This is a genomic window from Nonomuraea sp. NPDC049129 (assembly GCF_040648495.1).
Taxonomy (GTDB): Bacteria; Actinomycetota; Actinomycetes; order Streptosporangiales; family Streptosporangiaceae; genus Nonomuraea.
Genome location: NZ_JBEZDU010000001.1, coordinates 167777 through 184944, shown reverse-complemented (window position 1 = coordinate 184944; position 17168 = coordinate 167777). Strand labels below are relative to the sequence as shown.

Below are 17168 nucleotides of genomic sequence, written 5' to 3'. Positions count from 1 at the left end.
GGCCCGGCCGAGGTCCGGTCAGAGGATGGTGAGCGGGTCGGCGGCGCGTTCGCGCAGGGCGGTGATGACGCTCGCGAGCGGGCCGCCGCGATCCGTCGCGCCCGCGGGCCAGACCACGCCGAGCCGGAAGTGCAGGTCCGGGTCGTCCAGCGGCACGAGGACGAGCCCGGACTCGGTCAGGACGCGGCCCGCGATCGTGTTGGGCGTTATCAGGGACAGAGCGCGCGAGTGGGTGATGTGCGCGGCGATCTGTACGACGTCACTGTGCGGCATCTCCCGGATCCGGGTGACCCCGCCCTCGCGCAGATGGTCGCGCAACCCCTTCATCACCAGCGGGTGCACCTTGAACGAGGTGAGCAGCATCTGCCGGTCGGCCAGGTCACCGAGCGTGAGCCGGGTACGGCCGGCCAGCGGGTCGTCGGCCCGCATGGCGATGGCGAAGCTGTATTCGGCGAGGGCCAGGCTGTCGAGGCCGGGGGCGTCCACAGGCAGGTGGACGACGGCGATGTCCAGCCGGTGCGCCGCCAGCAGGGCGAGCAGCCCCGCCGAGGGCTCCAGGCTCACCGGCAGCTCGATCCCGGGACTCACCCGCGCGAACGTCTCCAGCACCAGGTCCAGGACCTGGGTGGGGGCGAGCGGCGTGGCCCCCACCCGCACGGCCGGGGCGACGACGGCGGGCCCGGCCGCGAGGTCCGCCAGCGCGTCGAAGCGGGCCAGCACGTCGCGGGCCGGCTCCAGGAACGCCCGCCCGAAGGCGGTCAGCTCGACCTGGTGGTAGCCCCGGTCGAACAGATCCTTGCCGAGCTCCTTCTCCAGCTCCCGGATGCGGCGGCTGAGCGGGGACGACGTCACGTGGAGCCGTTCGGCGGCGCGCCCGAAGTGGAGCTCCCCGGCCACGGCCACGAAGTAACGGAGCTGCTGGATGTCCATCTCGCTCAGAGTAGCGACGGACCCCGGCGATCAATCACCCGCACTGATCACGACGGCGCCAGCAACGAGACGAGATCGTCCCATCGGGCGAACAGCAGCCCCAGAACAGCGCCGAAAACGCCGACCACCACGCTGAGCGCCGGGTCGAAGGACCCGCTCACCAGCGACCCCGCCAGCCCGAGCAGGGCGATCACGACGAGCACGACGTTGCGCACCACGTGTTCTACGCCCAAGGGCGTCTGGGTGGGGCCGAAGCAGCGGCAGGCCACCTTGTTGCCCCTCCGGACGACCAGCGCGACGGCGACGGCCAGACACCCGAGCAGCCCGGCCGCGAGGACGAACGACGCCGATCCGGCCCAGCGAAGGGGAACCGCGGCCAGCACGATGACCCCGCCCTCCGCCACCACCGTGGCGACCGCCGCCGGGACCTTCACGCCGCCGACCAGCCCCATCGCGCCGACCGACACGACGAACTCGTCCCAGGCCCGGCGGCTGGACACCTTGCCCACCAGCGCGAGCGTGAACATCGTGAGCAGCAGCAGTCTGCTCGCCACGTCGACGTACTGCATGATCACAAGGTAGCCACGGGCGAGCGGATCCAGCAAGAGGGGCCTCGTTACGCTCGAAGATCCACGAGCAGGGAGTAGACCGTCGTGCTGATTCGGTTGCTCGGACCCGTCGAGGTGGAGCGTTCGGGCCAGACCAACCCCGTACGGCCGCCGCAGGTCGCGCTCGCCTTGGCCGCGCTCGCGTGGGAGGTCGGCCGGGTCGTGTCCGTCGAGACGCTCCTCGCCCGGGTCTGGGGCGAGCAGGTTCCGCCCGGCGCGCGGCGCACCCTGTACACCATCATCACTCGCATCCGCCGCGACGTACTGGCCGGTGACGGCGCCGTCGTCCAGCGGACCGGCGGCTACCTGCTCGACGTGGACGAGTCCGCGGTGGACGTGTCGCGCTGCCGGAGCCTCGCCTATCAGGCGATGGCCGAGCCGGACCCGGCGCCGCTGCTGGGCGAGGCTCTTGCGCTGTGGCGCGGCGACCCGCTGACCGGGCTGCCCGGTGAATGGGCCGAGCGCGCCCGTCACCGGCTGCGCGACGAGCGCAAGGCGACCATGCTGCGGTGGGCGCGTACGGTGACCGGCCGCGACGCCGCGGCCGCCGTGGCGGCGCTGACGCCGCTGGCCGACGAACACCCGCTGGACGAACTCCTGGCGGCCGCGCTGATCGAGGCGCTGCACACGTGGGGGCGGACCGCCGAGGCGCTGGCGCACTTCGCCCGGGTACGCCGGACGCTCGCCGACGAGCTGGGCGTCGAGCCGGGTACGGCATTACGGCGCGTCCACCGGATGCTGCTGCGCTCCGGCGACGTGGCCGAGACCACGCACGTGGTCCCGGCCCAGCTGCCGGTCGACCTGAGGGGCTTCGTCGGGCGGGCGGCGGAGCTGGACCGGCTGGCCGAGGCAGCGACCGGCGACCGGCCGGCGAGCGCGGCGGTCTGCGCGATCTCGGGACCGCCCGGAGTGGGCAAGTCGTCGCTCGCGCTGCGCTGGGCGCACCTCAATCGCGACCGCTTCCCGGACGGGCAGCTGTACGCCGACCTCAGCACGGTCGACCCGGCCGACGCGGCCGTGGTGCTGCCCCGCTTCCTCGGCGCGCTCGCGATCCCGGAAGCCCAGATCCCGTCGGACGTCGAGGCCCGGATCGGGCTTTACCGCAGCCTGCTGGCCTCCCGGCGGGTCCTCGTCGTGCTCGACGACGCCCGCGGCGCCGAGCAGGTACGCCCGCTGCTGGCCGGCGCGCCGGGGTGCCTGACGCTGATCACCAGCCGGGCCGAGCTGACCGGCCTGGCGGTCACCTCGGGCGCCTCCCTGGTACGCCTGGACGTCCTGCCGGACGACGACGCCTACCGCCTGCTGGCGGCGCGGCTGGGCGAGCCCAGGCTGGCGGCGGAGCCCGAGGCCACCGCGCTGATCATTCGCCGGTGCGGCCGGCTGCCGCTGGCCCTGGCGATCGTCGCGGCGCAGCTGGCGCGGCACACCGACCTGCCGCTGGCCGAGGTCGCCGCGGACCTCGCGCGGCCCGGCGCCGACCTGGAGCCGTTCGCCCACAGCGACCCGGCGATCGACCTGCGCGGAGTGTTCGGGCGCTCGTACCGGGACCTGCCCGAGCCCGCGATCCGGCTGTTCCGGCGCCTCGGTCGCCACCCCGGGCCGCACGTGTCGCTCGCCGCGGCGGCGAGCCTGGCCGCCCTGCCGGTGGACCGCACCCGGGAGCTGGCCGCGCGGCTCGACCGCGCCAACCTGGTCGACCTCCGCGCGCCCGGCCGCCTGCACCTGCACGACCTGCTGCGCGTGTACGCGTCGGAGCAGGAGCGGGCCGCCGACAGCCGGACGGTACGGCGGGGGACGACGAGGCGGCTGCTGGACCACTACCTGCATTCGGCGTGCGCGGCCAGCGAGGTCTGCTACCCGCACCGCGAGAAACTCCAGCTGGAACCACGGGCGCGCGGTGTCGTGACGGAGCGGTTCGCCGATCAGGCGGAGGCCCTGCGCTGGTACGCCGACGAGTCCGTGGCACTGCCCGCGTTGCTGACGGAGGCGACCGAGGCCGGGCTGGACCGGCACGTGTGGCAGCTGGCGTGGGCGTTCTCGGAGTTCATGCAGCGCCGCGGCCCATGGGAGCAGGTGCTGGGCGTTCAGGCGGTGGCGTTAGAGGCGGCCGAGCGGCTCGGCGACCGGCTGGCCCAGGCCCGGTGCCACAACTGCGTCGCGCGCGCCCATGTCAGGCTCGGCCGCGACCTGGCGGCCATCGAGCACTTCCAGCGGGCGATCGAGCTGCATCGCGACCTCGACGAGCCGGTCCTGGAGGCGCACGTCCACCTGGGCCTGACGGTCTCGCTGAACCGGGTGCGACCCGCCGGACAACTGGGCCACACGCTGCGCGCGCGGGAGCTGTTCCGGCAGGCCGGCGATGCCATCGGCGAGGCGCGGGCGTTGAACAACGCAGGCTGGTTGCGGGCCCAGGTCGGCGAGTACGACCAGGCGCTGGCCGACTGCCGCCGGGCACAGCGCATCCTGGCCGAGTTCGGGTACGCCCAGGGCGAGGGCCACACCTGGGACAGCATCGCCGTCGTACTGGCGGCCAAGGGCGACTTCGCGCAGGCCGTGGCGTCCTACGAGCGGGCGGTGGAGTTGCTGCGCGGCTGCGACGACCTCCACCCGGCCGCCGAGACGCTGGTCCGGCTGGGCGAGACGCACCTGCGGGCCGACGACACCGCCGCCGCGCTCGACGCCTGGAAGCGGGCGGCGGAATGCTACGACGCCCTCGGCGACGCGCAGGCCGACAAGGTACGCGCCCGCATCGCGGCCCACGACCAGGAGGGGTGAGCCCGGTTCTCGGTGGGCCGTTAAGAATTCGTTGAGAAATCGCTCAGAGCCCGGGTGCAGGCTGCGAGGCGCGGCGGGACGGTCGGCGTGGGCCGGCCGTGCTCCGCCGTGCCGGCCGGGCGATGGCCCGCCGGGACCGCCGCCGATATGGAGGTTCGATGCGCGTCGTGACCAGAACGGCCGACCGGCTCCTTGAGCTGGTCGCGCCCCACACTGTGGCCCGGGCTGCCGACTGCGCCTATGAGTGCTGCAAGTTCCCCGCATTCACCGCGAAGTACTGCTGCTACTACCCGAACGGTCACGTGTCGTGCGGCGGTTGCAAGAGCGTCGTCTTCTGCTCGTAACCACTCGTTCCCGAGCCCGCTCAGGTAGCGCGCGGGCCTTCACGGTGACGAGTACGCCGCGATGACCGGTGCCCGGCGGTGGTCGGCCGCGGCCGGGCACACCCTCATGAGCTTTCGACACGGAGATGTCTAGTGCCTTACCTGATCGCCATCGTGGTCCTCGTCGGCGCCCTGTGTCTGCTGGACCTGCTGCTGACCCTCGGCGTCATCCGGCGGCTCCGGGAGCAGACGAAGCTGATCGACGCGCTGTACGAAGCCGTCGGCACGGGCGTCCTGGCCGGAGCGGGCGACGGTCTGTCCGTCGGAGAGGTCGTCGGTGACTTCGACGCGACGACCGTGGACGGCACCCGCGTCACGCGCAACCTGTTGCCCGAGGGGACGGTCGTCGCGTTCATGTCGCCGGACTGCCAAGGCTGCCACGAGCAGCTTCCCGAGGTGGTCTCCTGGGCGGCGGGGCAGGACCGGTCGCGGGTGCTCGCGGTGGTCGACGGACGCTCGGGTGATCCCGCGTCCTTGGTCACCAAGCTGTCGCCCGTCGCCCAGGTGGTCGTGGAGGAGGCGCCTTCGGGGGTCGCCAACGCGTTCCGGGTCCAGTCGTTCCCGACCTTCTTCCAGGTGGCCGAGGGCGGCAAGCTGCTTGCCAGGGCACCCCGGATCTCTCGGCTGCCGGCCGTTTCGCCGACCGTGTCCACCGCCGTTTCGCCGGCCGTGGATACCGTCGGTTCCTCGGCCGTGGACACCGTCGGTTCGTCGGAGCGGCAGGCCGAAGAGCAGCCGGCGTGAGCAGTCGCCGGCCGGGGACGGCGCCGGCGCCCCGGGTCCTGGCGGGATGCGGGCTGCGGGCCGCCGGGATGGTGTGGCGCTCGGCGCCGGCCCATGTCCTCGGATATCTGGCGGTCACGCTCGTGGGCGCGGTCGCCCCGATCGCCCTGGCCTGGCTGACGAAGGCCGTGCTGGACGGCCTGGCGGACCGCCGGACCACTGTGCTGCTCGGCCTGGCGGTGACGATCGCCGTCGTGACGACGGCCGCCGTGGCGGCGACGCACGCCGCGCACTATCTGCGAGCCGAGGTGGACCGCCGGGCGGCACAGCGCGCCAAGGACGAGCTGTTCGCGGCGGTGACCCGCTTCACGGGACTGGCCCCGTTCGAGAGCCCCGCCTTCCTCGACCGGCTGCGCCTGGCCCAGCAGAGCGCGAGCAACCCGGGCAGGCTGGTGGACACCGCGTGCTCCGCCGCGCGCAGCACGGTGACCGTGGTCGGGTTCGTCGGCTCCCTGGCGTTGATCAGTCCCGCGTTCACCGTCCTGGTCCTGCTGTCGGCCGTACCGGCGCTGCTCATCGAGCTACGGCTGTCGCGGCAGCGGGTCGCGATGATGTGGCGGATCGGGCCGGCCGAGCGGCGGGAGCTGTTCTACGCGCACCTGATGTCGACCGCGGACGCCGCAAAGGAGATCCGCCTGTTCGACCTCGGCGCGTTCCTGCGCCTGCGCATGCTGGCCGAGCTGCGGACCGCCAACGTGGCTCGCCGGCGGATGGATCGGCGGGAGTTCCTCGTACAGGCGAGCCTGTCGGGCACGTCGGCGGCCGTGGCCGGCGTGGGACTCGTCTGGACGATCCTCGCGGCGGGCCGTGGGCAGCTCAGCGTGGGCGACGTGTCGATGTTCGTGGCGGCCGTCGCCGGTGTGCAGGCCGCGCTGAACGTCATGGTGTCGGCCGGCGTGATGGCCTACGAACAGCTGTTGACGTTCCACCATCACGTCACGATCGTGACCGCGGGCCCCGACCTGCCGGCGCCGGGCGAGCCCAGGCCGCTCGCGCCGCTGCGCCGGGGCATCGAACTGCGGGACGTCTGGTTCAGGTACAGCGACGACCATCCGTGGGTGCTGCGCGGCGTCAACCTGTTCATCCCGCACGGCCGGACGGTCGCGCTGGTCGGCCGTAACGGCGGCGGCAAGAGCACGCTGGTGAAGTTGCTGTGCCGCTTCTACGACCCGACGCGCGGCGCGATCCTGTGGGACGGCGTGGACCTTCGCGACGTGGCGCCGGAGGCGCTGCGCGCCCGGATCGGCGCGGTCTTCCAGGACTTCGTGGCCTACGAGATGACGGCGACCGACAACATCGCGCTGGGCGACCCGGCCGCCACCGAGGACCGGACGCGCGTCGAACGCGCGGCATGCGACGCCGGCGTCCACGACACCGTCGCGGCGCTGCCGCACGGCTATGGCACGCTCCTGAGCCGCCAATTCACCCCGGAGGAGGAAGGCGAGGAGGGGGCGGGCGTGCTGCTGTCGGGCGGGCAGTGGCAGCGGGTGGCGCTGGCGCGGGCGTTCCTGCGCCGCGACCGCGATCTGATGATCCTCGACGAGCCCAGCGCCGGGCTGGATCCCGAGGCCGAGTACGAGGTGCACAGCCAGCTCGCCAGCCTGCGGGCCGGGCGCACCAGCGTGGTGATCTCCCATCGCCTCGGCGCGGTCCGCGACGCCGACCTGATCGTGGTGCTGGCCGACGGCGTGGTCACCGAGGAGGGCACGCACGCGGCCCTGCTGGCGGACGGGGGGACGTACGCGCGGCTGTTCACCCGGCAGGCCACCGGTTACCGGGACGAGGTCAGCCCGGTTTCCAGGGACGAGGTTCATCCGACGGGAGTGGGGCGTTGATCGGCGCGCTCGCCGGCGTCGCCGTGGTGATGCTCGTCATCATCCTGTGGCTGCGCAGGCGGTATGTGGTGGTGACCGTTCATGGGGAGAGCATGCTGCCGACGTATCGGCCGGGCGAGCGCCTGGTCGTCCGGCGGACATCACCCCGTTCACTGCGTACCGGGCAGGTCGTTGTGCTCGCGGGAGTGGTGAAAGGGTCGCGCGCTGGAGCGGCGAGAGGGCCGCGCGCCGGCGCGGTGGGAGGGTCGCTAGCGGACGAGGCGGGCACGGGCTGGATCGTCAAGCGCGTCGCGGCCGTCCCGGGTGACCCGATACCGAGGGACACGGTGCCCGCGCTGCGGACCGCGCCGGGTACTCACGTGCCAGCCGGGCACCTGGTCGTGCTGGGGGACAACGCGGACCGTTCGTACGACTCCCGCCGCTCCGGATATCTGACGACGGACCGCTTGCTCGGCGTGGTGCTCCGCAAGGTCGGTCGGCCGCTTAGCTGATTCGCGGGTGCTATTGAATACGCGAAGAATAGGCCGGATATTTCTGGCCGAAAATGGGCCGGTCTTTTCATCTTCCCCGGTCGTTTCACCATTATGGCAAAAAGCGGTCACGAGCCTTGTTGGGCCGGTCGCGCGGGCGCACAGTCGAGGCACCGTCTACCGGAATGGAGCGCTATTTATGGACGGAACGGTCGCACCACAACGCCGCGCGAAAAACCTCGTACGACGTCTCTTGGCCGCCGGCCTCGCCCTGTTCGTCGTGGCCTTCCTCGTCGCGCCGCCCGCGCAGGCCCTGGCCCTGCCGACGCCGAATGCATTCGTGACGAACCTCGACCTGGAATGCTTCAAAACCACCCCGTACCAACCGCCCGCCACCACCCTGAAGCTGCGGCACCTCAACCCCGTACTCGCCAATCAGCCGAACCTCCAGGTCACGCTCGGACAGCGCGAGCAACTGTGCGTCCCGGTGGCCAAGAACAACGTGATCCCGCCGCCGGGCGTCCTCGATTTCATCAGGTTCGTCGACCTGTCGTGCTACCGGGTCACCGGCCCCTCGCTCAACCTGAACCTGGCGCTGCGCCACCTCAACCCGGTGCTGCAGAACGTACCGGGCATCGGGGTCGTCCTGAACGTGCCCCAGCATCTGTGCGTCCCGATCTCCAAGAACGGCGTGGTGCCCGCCCCGGACGTCGTACGGCTCATCTCCCACATCGACCTGCTGTGCTACGCCCACACCCCGAACCCGGCCATGAACGTCGGCCTTGTCCTCACCCAGCTCAACCCTGTCCTGACCAACCAGATCCCGCCTTCGGACGCCCGGGTCACCGCCGCCCGCCAGCTCTGCGTGCCGGTGCAGAAGTCCGGTGACGACATTCCGGCGGACGTGATGAACATCGTGCGGTGGGTCGACCTGGAGAAGTTCGACATCACCGCCTCGACCATCACGCCGGTGTCGCTGACCCTGAAACACCTCAATCCGGTGCTGGCGAACCTGCCGGCCGAGAACGCCATGCTGACCGGCGCCGTGCAGCTGGCCGTACCGGTCTCCAAGAACGGAATGATCCCGCCGAACTGAGCCGGACGAACTGAGCCATAGGTGACGCCCGAGGAGAGCGACGACTGCGCGCCGTCACCCTCCTCGGGCTCCGCCGCCGCCGTATCATCACCGGGTGATCGAAGTGCGAGAGTACGGCGAGATCTCCCGCCCGGCCGCGGCCGTGTGGGCGGTCGTCGCCGACTACGGGCAGGACCCGCGCTGGCGCAAGGGCGTCGAGACGATGGCTCCGCGCCCCGGCGGGATCGTCCGGGTGGGCACGACCACCGCGGAGGTGATGCGGTTCGCGGGCCGGACCTACCGCAACGGAGGGGAGGTCACCGGGGTCGAGCCAGGGCGCTCGTTCGACTGGCGCACCACCTCGGGGATCGACGCCGAAGGGGGCAGGAGCGTCGTGTCACTCGGCAAGGACCGGTGCCGCTTCGCCTTCCACGTACGCGTCGCCCCGCGCGCCGCCTCTGAGAGGCTGCTGGAGCCGGTGCTGGGGTGGCTGCTGAGGCGGGCGATCCGTGCCGACATCCGCCGCCTGGCCGACCTGCTCCACCACGACGCGCGGGCGAGCCGGCTCTGAGCTTTGTTCGTGCCGTTGACCAGGACTTGACGCCTTCCTTGCCTGACAGGTGCGTCCCCGGATCTAGCCTTGAGCTGGAAGGGGCACGCCATGATCATCAATATCGTGCTCGGGCTGATCGTCCTGTTGACGGTCTGGGTAGCCGTCAGCGCCATCAGGGTCGTCAACCAGGTGGAGCGCGGTGTGGTCTTCCGCCTCGGCAGGGCTCAGCGGGAGGTCCGCCCGCCTGGAATCACGTTCCTCATTCCGGCCGTGGATCGGATGAAGAAGGTGAACGTACAGATTGTCACGATGCCGGTGCCCACACAGGAGGGCATCACCCGTGACAACGTCTCCGTTCAGGTCGACGCCGTCGCCTATTTCCGCGTCGTGGAGCCGCTGCGGGCGGCCATCGCGGTACAGGACTATCTGTTCGCGATCGAGCAGGTGGCGCAGACCTCACTGCGCTCGATCATCGGCAAGAGCGATCTGGACGACCTGCTGTCCAACCGCGAGCAGCTGAACAAGGGCTTGGCGCTGATGATCGACAGCCCGGCGCTCGGCTGGGGCATCCACATCGACCGCGTGGAGATCAAGGATGTCCATCTGCCCGAGGGCATGAAGCGATCCATCGCCCGCCAGGCCGAGGCCGAGCGGGAACGCAGGGCCCGGGTGATCACCGCGGACGGGGAGTTCCAGGCCGCGCGGAAACTCTCCGACGCCGCGGCCATCATGACCGAGGCGCCTGGCGCGCTTCAGCTGCGGCTGCTGCAGACCGTGGTGGAGGTGGCGGCCGAGAAGACCTCCACGCTGGTCATGCCGCTACCCGTGGAGCTGCTGCGCTTCTTCGAGCGCTCCGCGAGAAGCGAGCCGACCGTGGACACCGCCAGCTCGCCGGCGCGGCAGGTCGAACAGCAGACAGCCGTGGACACCACCGGTTCGCCGGAGCGGCAGACCGAAGAGCAACCGGCCGTTACGGACTCCGCCACGCCCGAGCTGGCTCCGCCAGGGTCCTCCTTCGAACGCTCCGCCGCGAAGAACGCGGCCTCGCGCGCCCCATAGACACCTGACTCGTCAAGGTACAAAGCCGGTCGGAAAGCTCAAAGCCGGTCGGAAGGCTTAAGGCCGGTTCGGGCGGAATTCGGCGCGCAGGTCGGCCGGGAGGAACGCGGCGCGCAGGCCCGCCGGTGCGAGGCGCCCGCAGAACTCGGGTTCCGCGGCCTCCGCGTTCGGCGCGTGTACGTGAAAACGCTGGGCGATACGGGACGTGGCGAGGGTGAGCTGACGCATCGCCGCGGCCGAGCCGAGACAGTAGCGAGGCCCGGCGCCGAACGGTATGTAGGTCCCGGGCGCCGGGCGGGCGGTGTCCCATCGAGACGGATCGAACTCGTCCGGGTGAGACCACCAGCGAGGGTCGCGATGGATCAGGTACGGGGTGGTCAGCACCTCATCTCCCGGCCGCAACCGCCACTCGCCGAACGTGACGGCGGTGCGCGCGACCCGGGTCATCATCCAGGCAGGGGGAGTCAGCCGAAGAGTCTCTTTGACCACCGCCTCGGCCAGCGGAAGACGAGCACATGGGCATCCGGCCCCCACCGACGCGCCTGCCTCCTCCGCGAGGGCGGCGGCCAGACGTGGGCGGATCGCGAGCTCACGGACTATGGAGGTCAACGCCGCAGCGGGCACGCCGTGCCCACCGACCAGGATGCTCCACAGAGTGGTCACCACCGACTTGTCGCCCATTGCCGAGTTCTCGGTGGTAGCCGGGTCTTCGGTGGTTGCCGGATGGGAGCCGTGCGGGATTCCGAGCAGGACGTCGAGCAGGTCCCGATGCCGTCGCCGGGCGGGCTCGGCGCGTCTGGCGGAGACCAACCGGGTCAACGCCTCGACCGTGCGGCGGTGGACACGGAAGAACCGGCGGTTGCGCGGCGACGGTACCCACGCGGGAAGCTGGAACTCGGCGCTCTCGAACGGGAGCAACGCCGCGTGGTTGGCCGCGAGCAGCTCGGGGATGCCCGCGGCGTCCTCGCCGAGGCACAGATCGGCCACGACCTGCCCGGCGAAGTCGAGCATCACCGGCAGCACGTCGACCGTACGGCCCGCCGTCGCGTCGAGTACGGCGTCCAGGATCGCGACGATCCGGCCGTCCATGCCCGCCACCGCGTCATCGCCGAGAGCGGGGCGCACCGCGCGGCGCGCCCCCATCCACGGGTTGATCATCTCGGCGGCGCCGTGCAGCGCCGACGAGCCGGCGAACGGTGCCAACTCCGTGACGTAGTCGCGGTTGGTGGCCGTCAGAACCTGATGGGTGAGCCGGGGGTCGATGGTGAAGACGACCCGGTCGTCGAAGGAGAACACGTCGCCGTAGTCATGATGATGGCGGCGGAGAAAAGAGATGCGGTCCTTGTCGTAGTCGACCGCATTGCCCATCAGCCAGTGACCGCGAGGCCCTGGTGGGCGTGCCGTGTCCAACTGGCTGGGCTTACTTACTTACCGTGGTGGTAGGGCCAGTAGATGTATCTGCCGCTGACTCGGACCTTGCCGACGAGGCGGGCAGCCACATGACGTAACAGTCGCACGGCTCTGTCTCACCATCCTTCCTGATCGAGCGGGATAACGTGACTATGAATCATGTTTTCCGCCCGGTCAATCCCTGATCGGCGTCCACGAACGCGCGCCAGGTATCCGTTCTTCCGCTCCTCGGAGAGGGTCCCTTCCCTTCCGAGAGACCCCGCTGCTGCTCCGGGAGATCAACAGCGGAATGTCCTAGGGATGATCAAGAATGGCGCCATGAGATGGATCGGGATTGCGACGGGCCACGAGCTCACCGTCGAGGGGACGCGGCGGCCGGTGCTCGCCTGCCGGACGGCCGCGGGCCGCGTGCTGGCCAAGGTGCCCGCCAACGTCAGGAAGGATCCGATCGCGGTACGGCTCGCCGCCCTCTGCGACCGGCTCGGCGAGCACGCGCGGGCGGTGCACGACCGGGTCGAGTCCTGGATGGTACGGTCGCTGCCCGTCCCGGCCGCGGTGTTCGCGGCCGTGTGGGACGACCCGGTGTGGCGCGAGACGCTCACTGACCTGGTCATCGCCCCGATCGTCGACGGCACGCCCGACCTCGCCCGCTGTGCGCTCCTGCGCGAGGGCGCGTGGACGGGCGCGGACGCCTTCGCGATCCCGCACCCGCTGCTGCTCGGCGACGAGCTGCCCATCTGGCGGGGACGGGGCCTCACGCAGGTTGTCGAGCAGGTCCGCCGCGAGGTGTGGACGCGTCCCGCGAGCATGGATCGTACGTTCGGCGTGGTCAACACCTTCGGATACATGAATGCCTGGTACGAGAGCGGCGCCGTGTTCGAGCGCCGCGTGCACGAGCTGGGCGGGCGCATCAAGGGGGACGAGGCGCGGTTCACCGTGCACGCGCCCGAGCCGCTCGGCATCGAGATCGACCTGCACTGGAGCGGGCCGATGAGCCCGGCCTACATGGACGAGCTGAGCTTCACCGCGGGCGGCCGGGAGATCGGCGACATCGCCTGGTCCGAGGGCATCCGCATGCTCATGGCTCTGTACGCGGACCGCACCGTGGAGGAGACGGAGCCGATGGTGGAGGCAGCCGAGGCGTACTCCCGCTACTGCGACGCCCACCAAGGCGAGCCCGGCACCGTGGTGCCCTCCGGCATCGCCGCCCCGACCCGCGACGTGCTGCTGCGCGCCGGGGCGGTGCTGCCGAGCCCGCCCGCCGGCTCCGACGAGGACACGTGCGTCGCTATCCGCTACGAACACTCCGTCCTGGACGAGCCGGTCGTCGAACTCGTCCGGCGCGCGGCCGTCGACGGCGACAAGGCCGAGAAGTCGCTGTACGACCTGGACCCGGTGGCGGAGACCGGCGTCGGCACGGTGCACGCGGGCCCGCTCGGCTTCCTCGCGTCCGCCCTGCACCGGTACCCGGCGCACCGCGCCCGCATCCTGGCCGCGCACACCGACCTGCGGGCCGCCCGCGGCCTGGCCGCCCGCAAGCCCGGCCTCGCACGCACCGCGCTCACCCGTACCGGCGACGACCTGGAGACGCACGCGCCCGAGCTGCTGCCGCCGTTCTACGAGGAGTGCGCGCGGATCCTGGCCGCCGCGGGCAGCGCCCGCTTCGCCGCCGCCTTCTTCGAGAAGGCCCGCGCCGCCGAGGGCGCGCACGCACTGCCGGTCGACGAGGCCGCGCTCGTCGCGGCGCACCTCGATGCGGGACCGGACGCCGCCGGAACGGCCACACTCAAGAAGCACGGCAAGCGGCTCGCCGCCCGCCATCCCGCCCCCGGCGCGTACCGCTGGCACCGCAGCCTGCTCACCGAGTGGTGCGAGGAAGTCCCGGACGGTGCGGACGGCGCGCTGGCCCTGGCCGACGGCTGGGCGGCACTGGCGAAGGCCGCCGGGCACGCGCTCGGCGGGCCCGAGGACGAACGCGCCGTACGGGCCCTGCTGGACAGCGGCTGCATGGAGTCGGCACCGCAGGCCTTCTGGACGTTCGTCCTTCCGTTGCTCGGCCCGATGGCACGGGCGGACGCGGGCATCGGCCGCGCGCTCCTCGGCGTCCTGCCGCTGCCCGCCGAGGACACCCCCAAGGCGAAGAGCGCGGCAGTGTCGCTCCTGCTCGGCAACCTCGCTGGCGTGGGCCTGACCGCCCCGTTCACCACGTCCCCCGGGCTGACGGGGGCGGCGGCGAAGGTCTGGCTCGGCCGCTTCCTGAAGCTGTACGCGGGGCTCGCGCTCCCCGTCGCCGGTCTCGGCGACCTCCTGCACGACGCCGGTACGCGGCTGCGCGCGGAGGGCCTCACCTGCGACGGCCATGAGGCGGTACTGGGAGTGGACGAGGACGAGGTCAACCGCTGGGAGGGGACCGCCGCCGACCTCCCGCTCCTCGACCTCCTCCTGGACCGCGGCGTCCCGCTCGCGCGGCCCCGGTTGCTGCACACGTTCAAGCTGTACGACCGGCTCGCCTCCGGAGCGGGCACGGACCTGGCCGCCGTCGCCGCCGACCCGGACTGGGCTCCGCTGCTGCGCGACGCGATCGTGGGCAACGTGACCAACCAGCTCAACGTCACCGAGCCGGCCGTCCCGGAGCAGACCGCCCCCGAGACCGTACGGGCGCTGACCGCGACACCGGGAACGGCGCGGATCGTCGCCGCCATCCTGGCCGAGCATGCCGAGCGGGTCCCCGATCAAGGGCTTCCGGACGCGCACGCCGCACTGTGCGACGCCGAACGGTTCACCATCGCCGGAGTCCCCGGCCCCCTCCTGGACAGCGTCCGGACGATCGCGACCGGGACGGACCCGGCCCGGGCCCTGGCCGCCACGCTGAGCGGCGGCGTCCTCGACGAACTGGAGTTGCCCGCCTTCGTCCCCGGCCACGTCAACACCATCACCGACTACCTGGAGGAGAGCGGCACCGCTCTGCTCCTGATCGAGTCCGGCCGGCTCTGGGGGCACAAGTTCCGCGCCTCCGTCGTCACACCGGATGGAGTCGGCCCGTCCCACGGCTTCGGCGCGTACGAGGACATCTCCAGCCGGTCCCACGAACGGAACGAAGCGCGCGACCTCTACGACCGCTGCCTGATCGCCGTGAACGGCCTGGTGACCGTACTTGACCACGGCGGCCCGCACTGCCCGCACGGCAGCGCGCACCCCGCCGCCCGCCGCGTCGTACCGGCCGACGGCGAACGGGTCGCCTTCCCCGGTGGCGCCGAGGCCACCGTGTGGCGCGGCAAGGGGCGGATCATCGAGCTGCGGGACCCGGCCGGGCGGACCATCGGCCGCTACGTCCGCGGCTGGGGCAGGGTGCCCGAGCACGACGGCGCCGAGAACATCAGCGCGGTCGCGCACCGCCGCTACGCGTCCGGGACCCACCTGGTCGCGCCTCCCGGCCGGTGGTCGGCGATGCGGCCGCGCGACCCCGAAGGATCCAGGGCGCTGCGCGCCGTCGACGAGAAGAAGGCGCAGGCCCTGATCGACGTCGCGGACGCCGCGCTCGCCGCCGACCTCATGCGAGTGCTGGACCCCGAGGGTCGGTACCAGGAGAAGGAGGCCGCCCGCGAGGAACTGGCGGGACGGCTCCGCCCGCTCCTGCCGGAAATCACCGACGAGTCGCTCTGGAAGGGCGTCACGTTCCTGGTGTGGACGGCCGTCGAATGCCGCGAGCGCGCGTTCGCCCTGCTGGAGCGCCTGGCGCTGACCCCGCCACCCCACCTGCGCCCGGCGCCCGCCGCCGCGGCACCCGCCGTCCAGCCCGAGAATCCCCCCGAGCCGGACGATCCGGGGCCTGAGTCCGCGTACGAGAGGATCGTCCACTTCACCCGTACCGCCGTCGATGTGCCGTACGACAAGACGATCGCGACATTCGCCGCCTCCACCGTCAAGGGGATCGAGAACACGCTGGGCCGCCTCGGCGCCGCCGTCCTGGAGGCCGCGTGGGGCAACGGCGGCGGGCGCGCGCGACTTCTGGAACTGGCCGCCGTCCCCGAACTCCTCCGTACCGACGGCACCTGGCATGTCGCCCGGCTGCGCCCGGAGTACGAACTCGGGCGGATCCGCTCGGGCTACGGCCCCATCGCGGCCGCCGCCGTCGCCGACTACGAGAAGGTGGGGTGGGGGTACGTGGTCACGGCGCTCCTCTACACCCCGGACGGCCCCGACCCGCTCCTGTTCACCCGCAACCGCGCCGTCGAGCTGCGGACCTGCCGTGGCTGGGGCGACCCGGACCGGCTCCGGCGGGCGCTCGACCAGATCGCCGAGAACGGCCCGCCGCCCGTGGACCGGGAGGCGACCGTACGGGCGTTCGCCAAGGCCACCGGCCTGTCACCGGCCCAGTGCCTGATCTTGCTCTCCACCTCGGCCCGCACGCTCTCCTGGCCGGACGGCTGGGCACGGGGCCGCGTCGCCGCCTTCCGTGAGGGCGACACCGCCCGCGCCCGCGAACTCAACCTCACCGAGAATGCATTGCGCATCGCCGCGCTCTCCCTGGAGGCGCTCACCACCACCGACGAGGCCGTCGAAGTCGTCGAGCTGCTCATGCCCGACGACCCCGCCGAGCTCTGGCGTAAGGGCCCCGACCTCAACCGGGCGGTCGCGTACTGGACGGAACGCCACCCGAGGCTCACCCCGCTCACCACCGCGCAGTGGGCCATCCTCGCCTCCGGCGCCGAGGACGCCCTGGAGGCGCTGATCGCCCTGCTCGGCGAGCGTGCGTCCGTACCGCCGCTGGGTCACATCGCCCGCGCTGCGAGGCTCCTGGCCGACCGCCTGCCCAAGGACCATCCCGCCCGTACGACCGCCGCCGCCCGCCTGCGTGACCTGCACGAACACGTCACCGGCCCGGACACGACCCTGCCCATCGCCGCCGGGGTCACCTCGGTCACCGCCCTGGAACGAGCCGCCGGAGCGACCGCGGCCCACCTCCCGGAGAGCGGGCTCACCATCGGCGAAGCCCTCACCCTGGAGCCCGCCGGAGACGGCTACCGCGTCCACCTCCGCCCGTCCCGCTGGTCCGACCTGGACGCGCTGACCCCGGCCCTCCGCCGCGGCGGCGCCACCGATGCAGCCCTGGTCATGAAGGACCTGCGCTTCCTCCGTTCGTCCGAGCCACTGGAGGCCGCGGCCCGGCTGGAGTGACGTTCCCGGAGGTGTGTATCCCTCCCAGGGCCCCGGCTACGGCGGACCATTTCTTCGCTCCCCGGAGGGGGTACATCCCCAAAGCCCTCAGCCACGATGGGCCGTCACA

General features: G+C 72.0%; 12 protein-coding genes. 9 read left to right on the top strand and 3 right to left on the bottom strand.

Going from position 1 to position 17168, the window contains the following annotated elements; genetic code table 11:
• Positions 1-18: 18 nt before the first annotated feature.
• Together AB0B64_RS00845 and AB0B64_RS00840 are read right to left on the bottom strand one after the other, a co-directional pair.
• Positions 19-930: a LysR family transcriptional regulator gene (locus AB0B64_RS00845; RefSeq protein ID WP_358173539.1), complete on the bottom strand. Its 912-nt coding sequence runs from the start codon at positions 928-930 to the stop codon at positions 19-21.
• A 47-nt stretch (positions 931-977) separates the two neighbouring features.
• Complete coding sequence (locus AB0B64_RS00840) at positions 978-1499, bottom strand: MauE/DoxX family redox-associated membrane protein (protein ID WP_357952364.1); 522 nt, start codon at positions 1497-1499, stop codon at positions 978-980.
• Between the two features lie 84 nt (positions 1500-1583).
• Between AB0B64_RS00840 and AB0B64_RS00835 the strand changes: the two genes are divergently transcribed.
• From AB0B64_RS00835 to AB0B64_RS00800, 8 genes are all read left to right on the top strand, one after another.
• Complete coding sequence (locus AB0B64_RS00835) at positions 1584-4313, top strand: BTAD domain-containing putative transcriptional regulator (RefSeq protein ID WP_358173536.1); 2730 nt, start codon at positions 1584-1586, stop codon at positions 4311-4313.
• Positions 4314-4471: 158 nt separating this feature from the next.
• A complete protein-coding gene (locus AB0B64_RS00830) occupies positions 4472-4657 on the top strand; it encodes a hypothetical protein (RefSeq protein ID WP_358173533.1) in 186 nt (61 codons plus the stop codon).
• A 132-nt stretch (positions 4658-4789) separates the two neighbouring features.
• On the top strand, positions 4790-5440 hold the full coding sequence (locus AB0B64_RS00825) for a hypothetical protein (RefSeq protein WP_357952367.1): 651 nt from the start codon (positions 4790-4792) through the stop codon (positions 5438-5440).
• Entirely contained in the window at positions 5437-7314 is a 1878-nt protein-coding gene (locus AB0B64_RS00820; protein WP_358173530.1) for an ABC transporter ATP-binding protein, read from the top strand. Before AB0B64_RS00825 ends, AB0B64_RS00820 begins: the two co-directional genes overlap by 4 nt.
• Complete coding sequence (locus AB0B64_RS00815; RefSeq protein WP_357952369.1) at positions 7311-7805, top strand: S26 family signal peptidase; 495 nt, start codon at positions 7311-7313, stop codon at positions 7803-7805. Before AB0B64_RS00820 ends, AB0B64_RS00815 begins: the two co-directional genes overlap by 4 nt.
• 178 nt (positions 7806-7983) lie before the next feature.
• Entirely contained in the window at positions 7984-8880 is an 897-nt protein-coding gene (locus AB0B64_RS00810) for a hypothetical protein (protein WP_358173527.1), read from the top strand.
• Between the two features lie 94 nt (positions 8881-8974).
• A complete protein-coding gene (locus AB0B64_RS00805) occupies positions 8975-9430 on the top strand; it encodes an SRPBCC family protein (RefSeq protein WP_358173525.1) in 456 nt (151 codons plus the stop codon).
• Between the two features lie 90 nt (positions 9431-9520).
• Positions 9521-10471: an SPFH domain-containing protein gene (locus AB0B64_RS00800; protein ID WP_357952372.1), complete on the top strand. Its 951-nt coding sequence runs from the start codon at positions 9521-9523 to the stop codon at positions 10469-10471.
• A gap of 57 nt (positions 10472-10528) precedes the next feature.
• On the opposite strand, the gene AB0B64_RS00795 is transcribed toward AB0B64_RS00800, so the two are convergent.
• Positions 10529-11881 carry a cytochrome P450 gene (locus tag AB0B64_RS00795; protein WP_358173522.1) on the bottom strand — a complete coding sequence of 451 codons (1353 nt, stop codon included), beginning with the start codon at positions 11879-11881 and terminating at the stop codon, positions 10529-10531.
• A gap of 318 nt (positions 11882-12199) precedes the next feature.
• Between AB0B64_RS00795 and AB0B64_RS00790 the strand changes: the two genes are divergently transcribed.
• Entirely contained in the window at positions 12200-17059 is a 4860-nt protein-coding gene (locus tag AB0B64_RS00790) for a DUF4132 domain-containing protein (RefSeq protein WP_358173519.1), read from the top strand.
• Positions 17060-17168: the final 109 nt, after the last annotated feature.

What these genes read in the sequence shown, in the direction of transcription:
- AB0B64_RS00845 (WP_358173539.1), bottom strand. Translation starts at nt 930, where the DNA reads ATGGACATCCAGCAGCTCCGTTACTTCGTGGCCGTGGCCGGGGAGCTC.
- AB0B64_RS00840 (WP_357952364.1), bottom strand. Translation starts at nt 1,499, where the DNA reads ATGCAGTACGTCGACGTGGCGAGCAGACTGCTGCTGCTCACGATGTTC.
- AB0B64_RS00830 (WP_358173533.1), top strand. Translation starts at nt 4,472, where the DNA reads ATGCGCGTCGTGACCAGAACGGCCGACCGGCTCCTTGAGCTGGTCGCG.
- AB0B64_RS00810 (WP_358173527.1), top strand. Translation starts at nt 7,984, where the DNA reads ATGGACGGAACGGTCGCACCACAACGCCGCGCGAAAAACCTCGTACGA.
- AB0B64_RS00800 (WP_357952372.1), top strand. Translation starts at nt 9,521, where the DNA reads ATGATCATCAATATCGTGCTCGGGCTGATCGTCCTGTTGACGGTCTGG.
- AB0B64_RS00790 (WP_358173519.1), top strand. Translation starts at nt 12,200, where the DNA reads ATGAGATGGATCGGGATTGCGACGGGCCACGAGCTCACCGTCGAGGGG.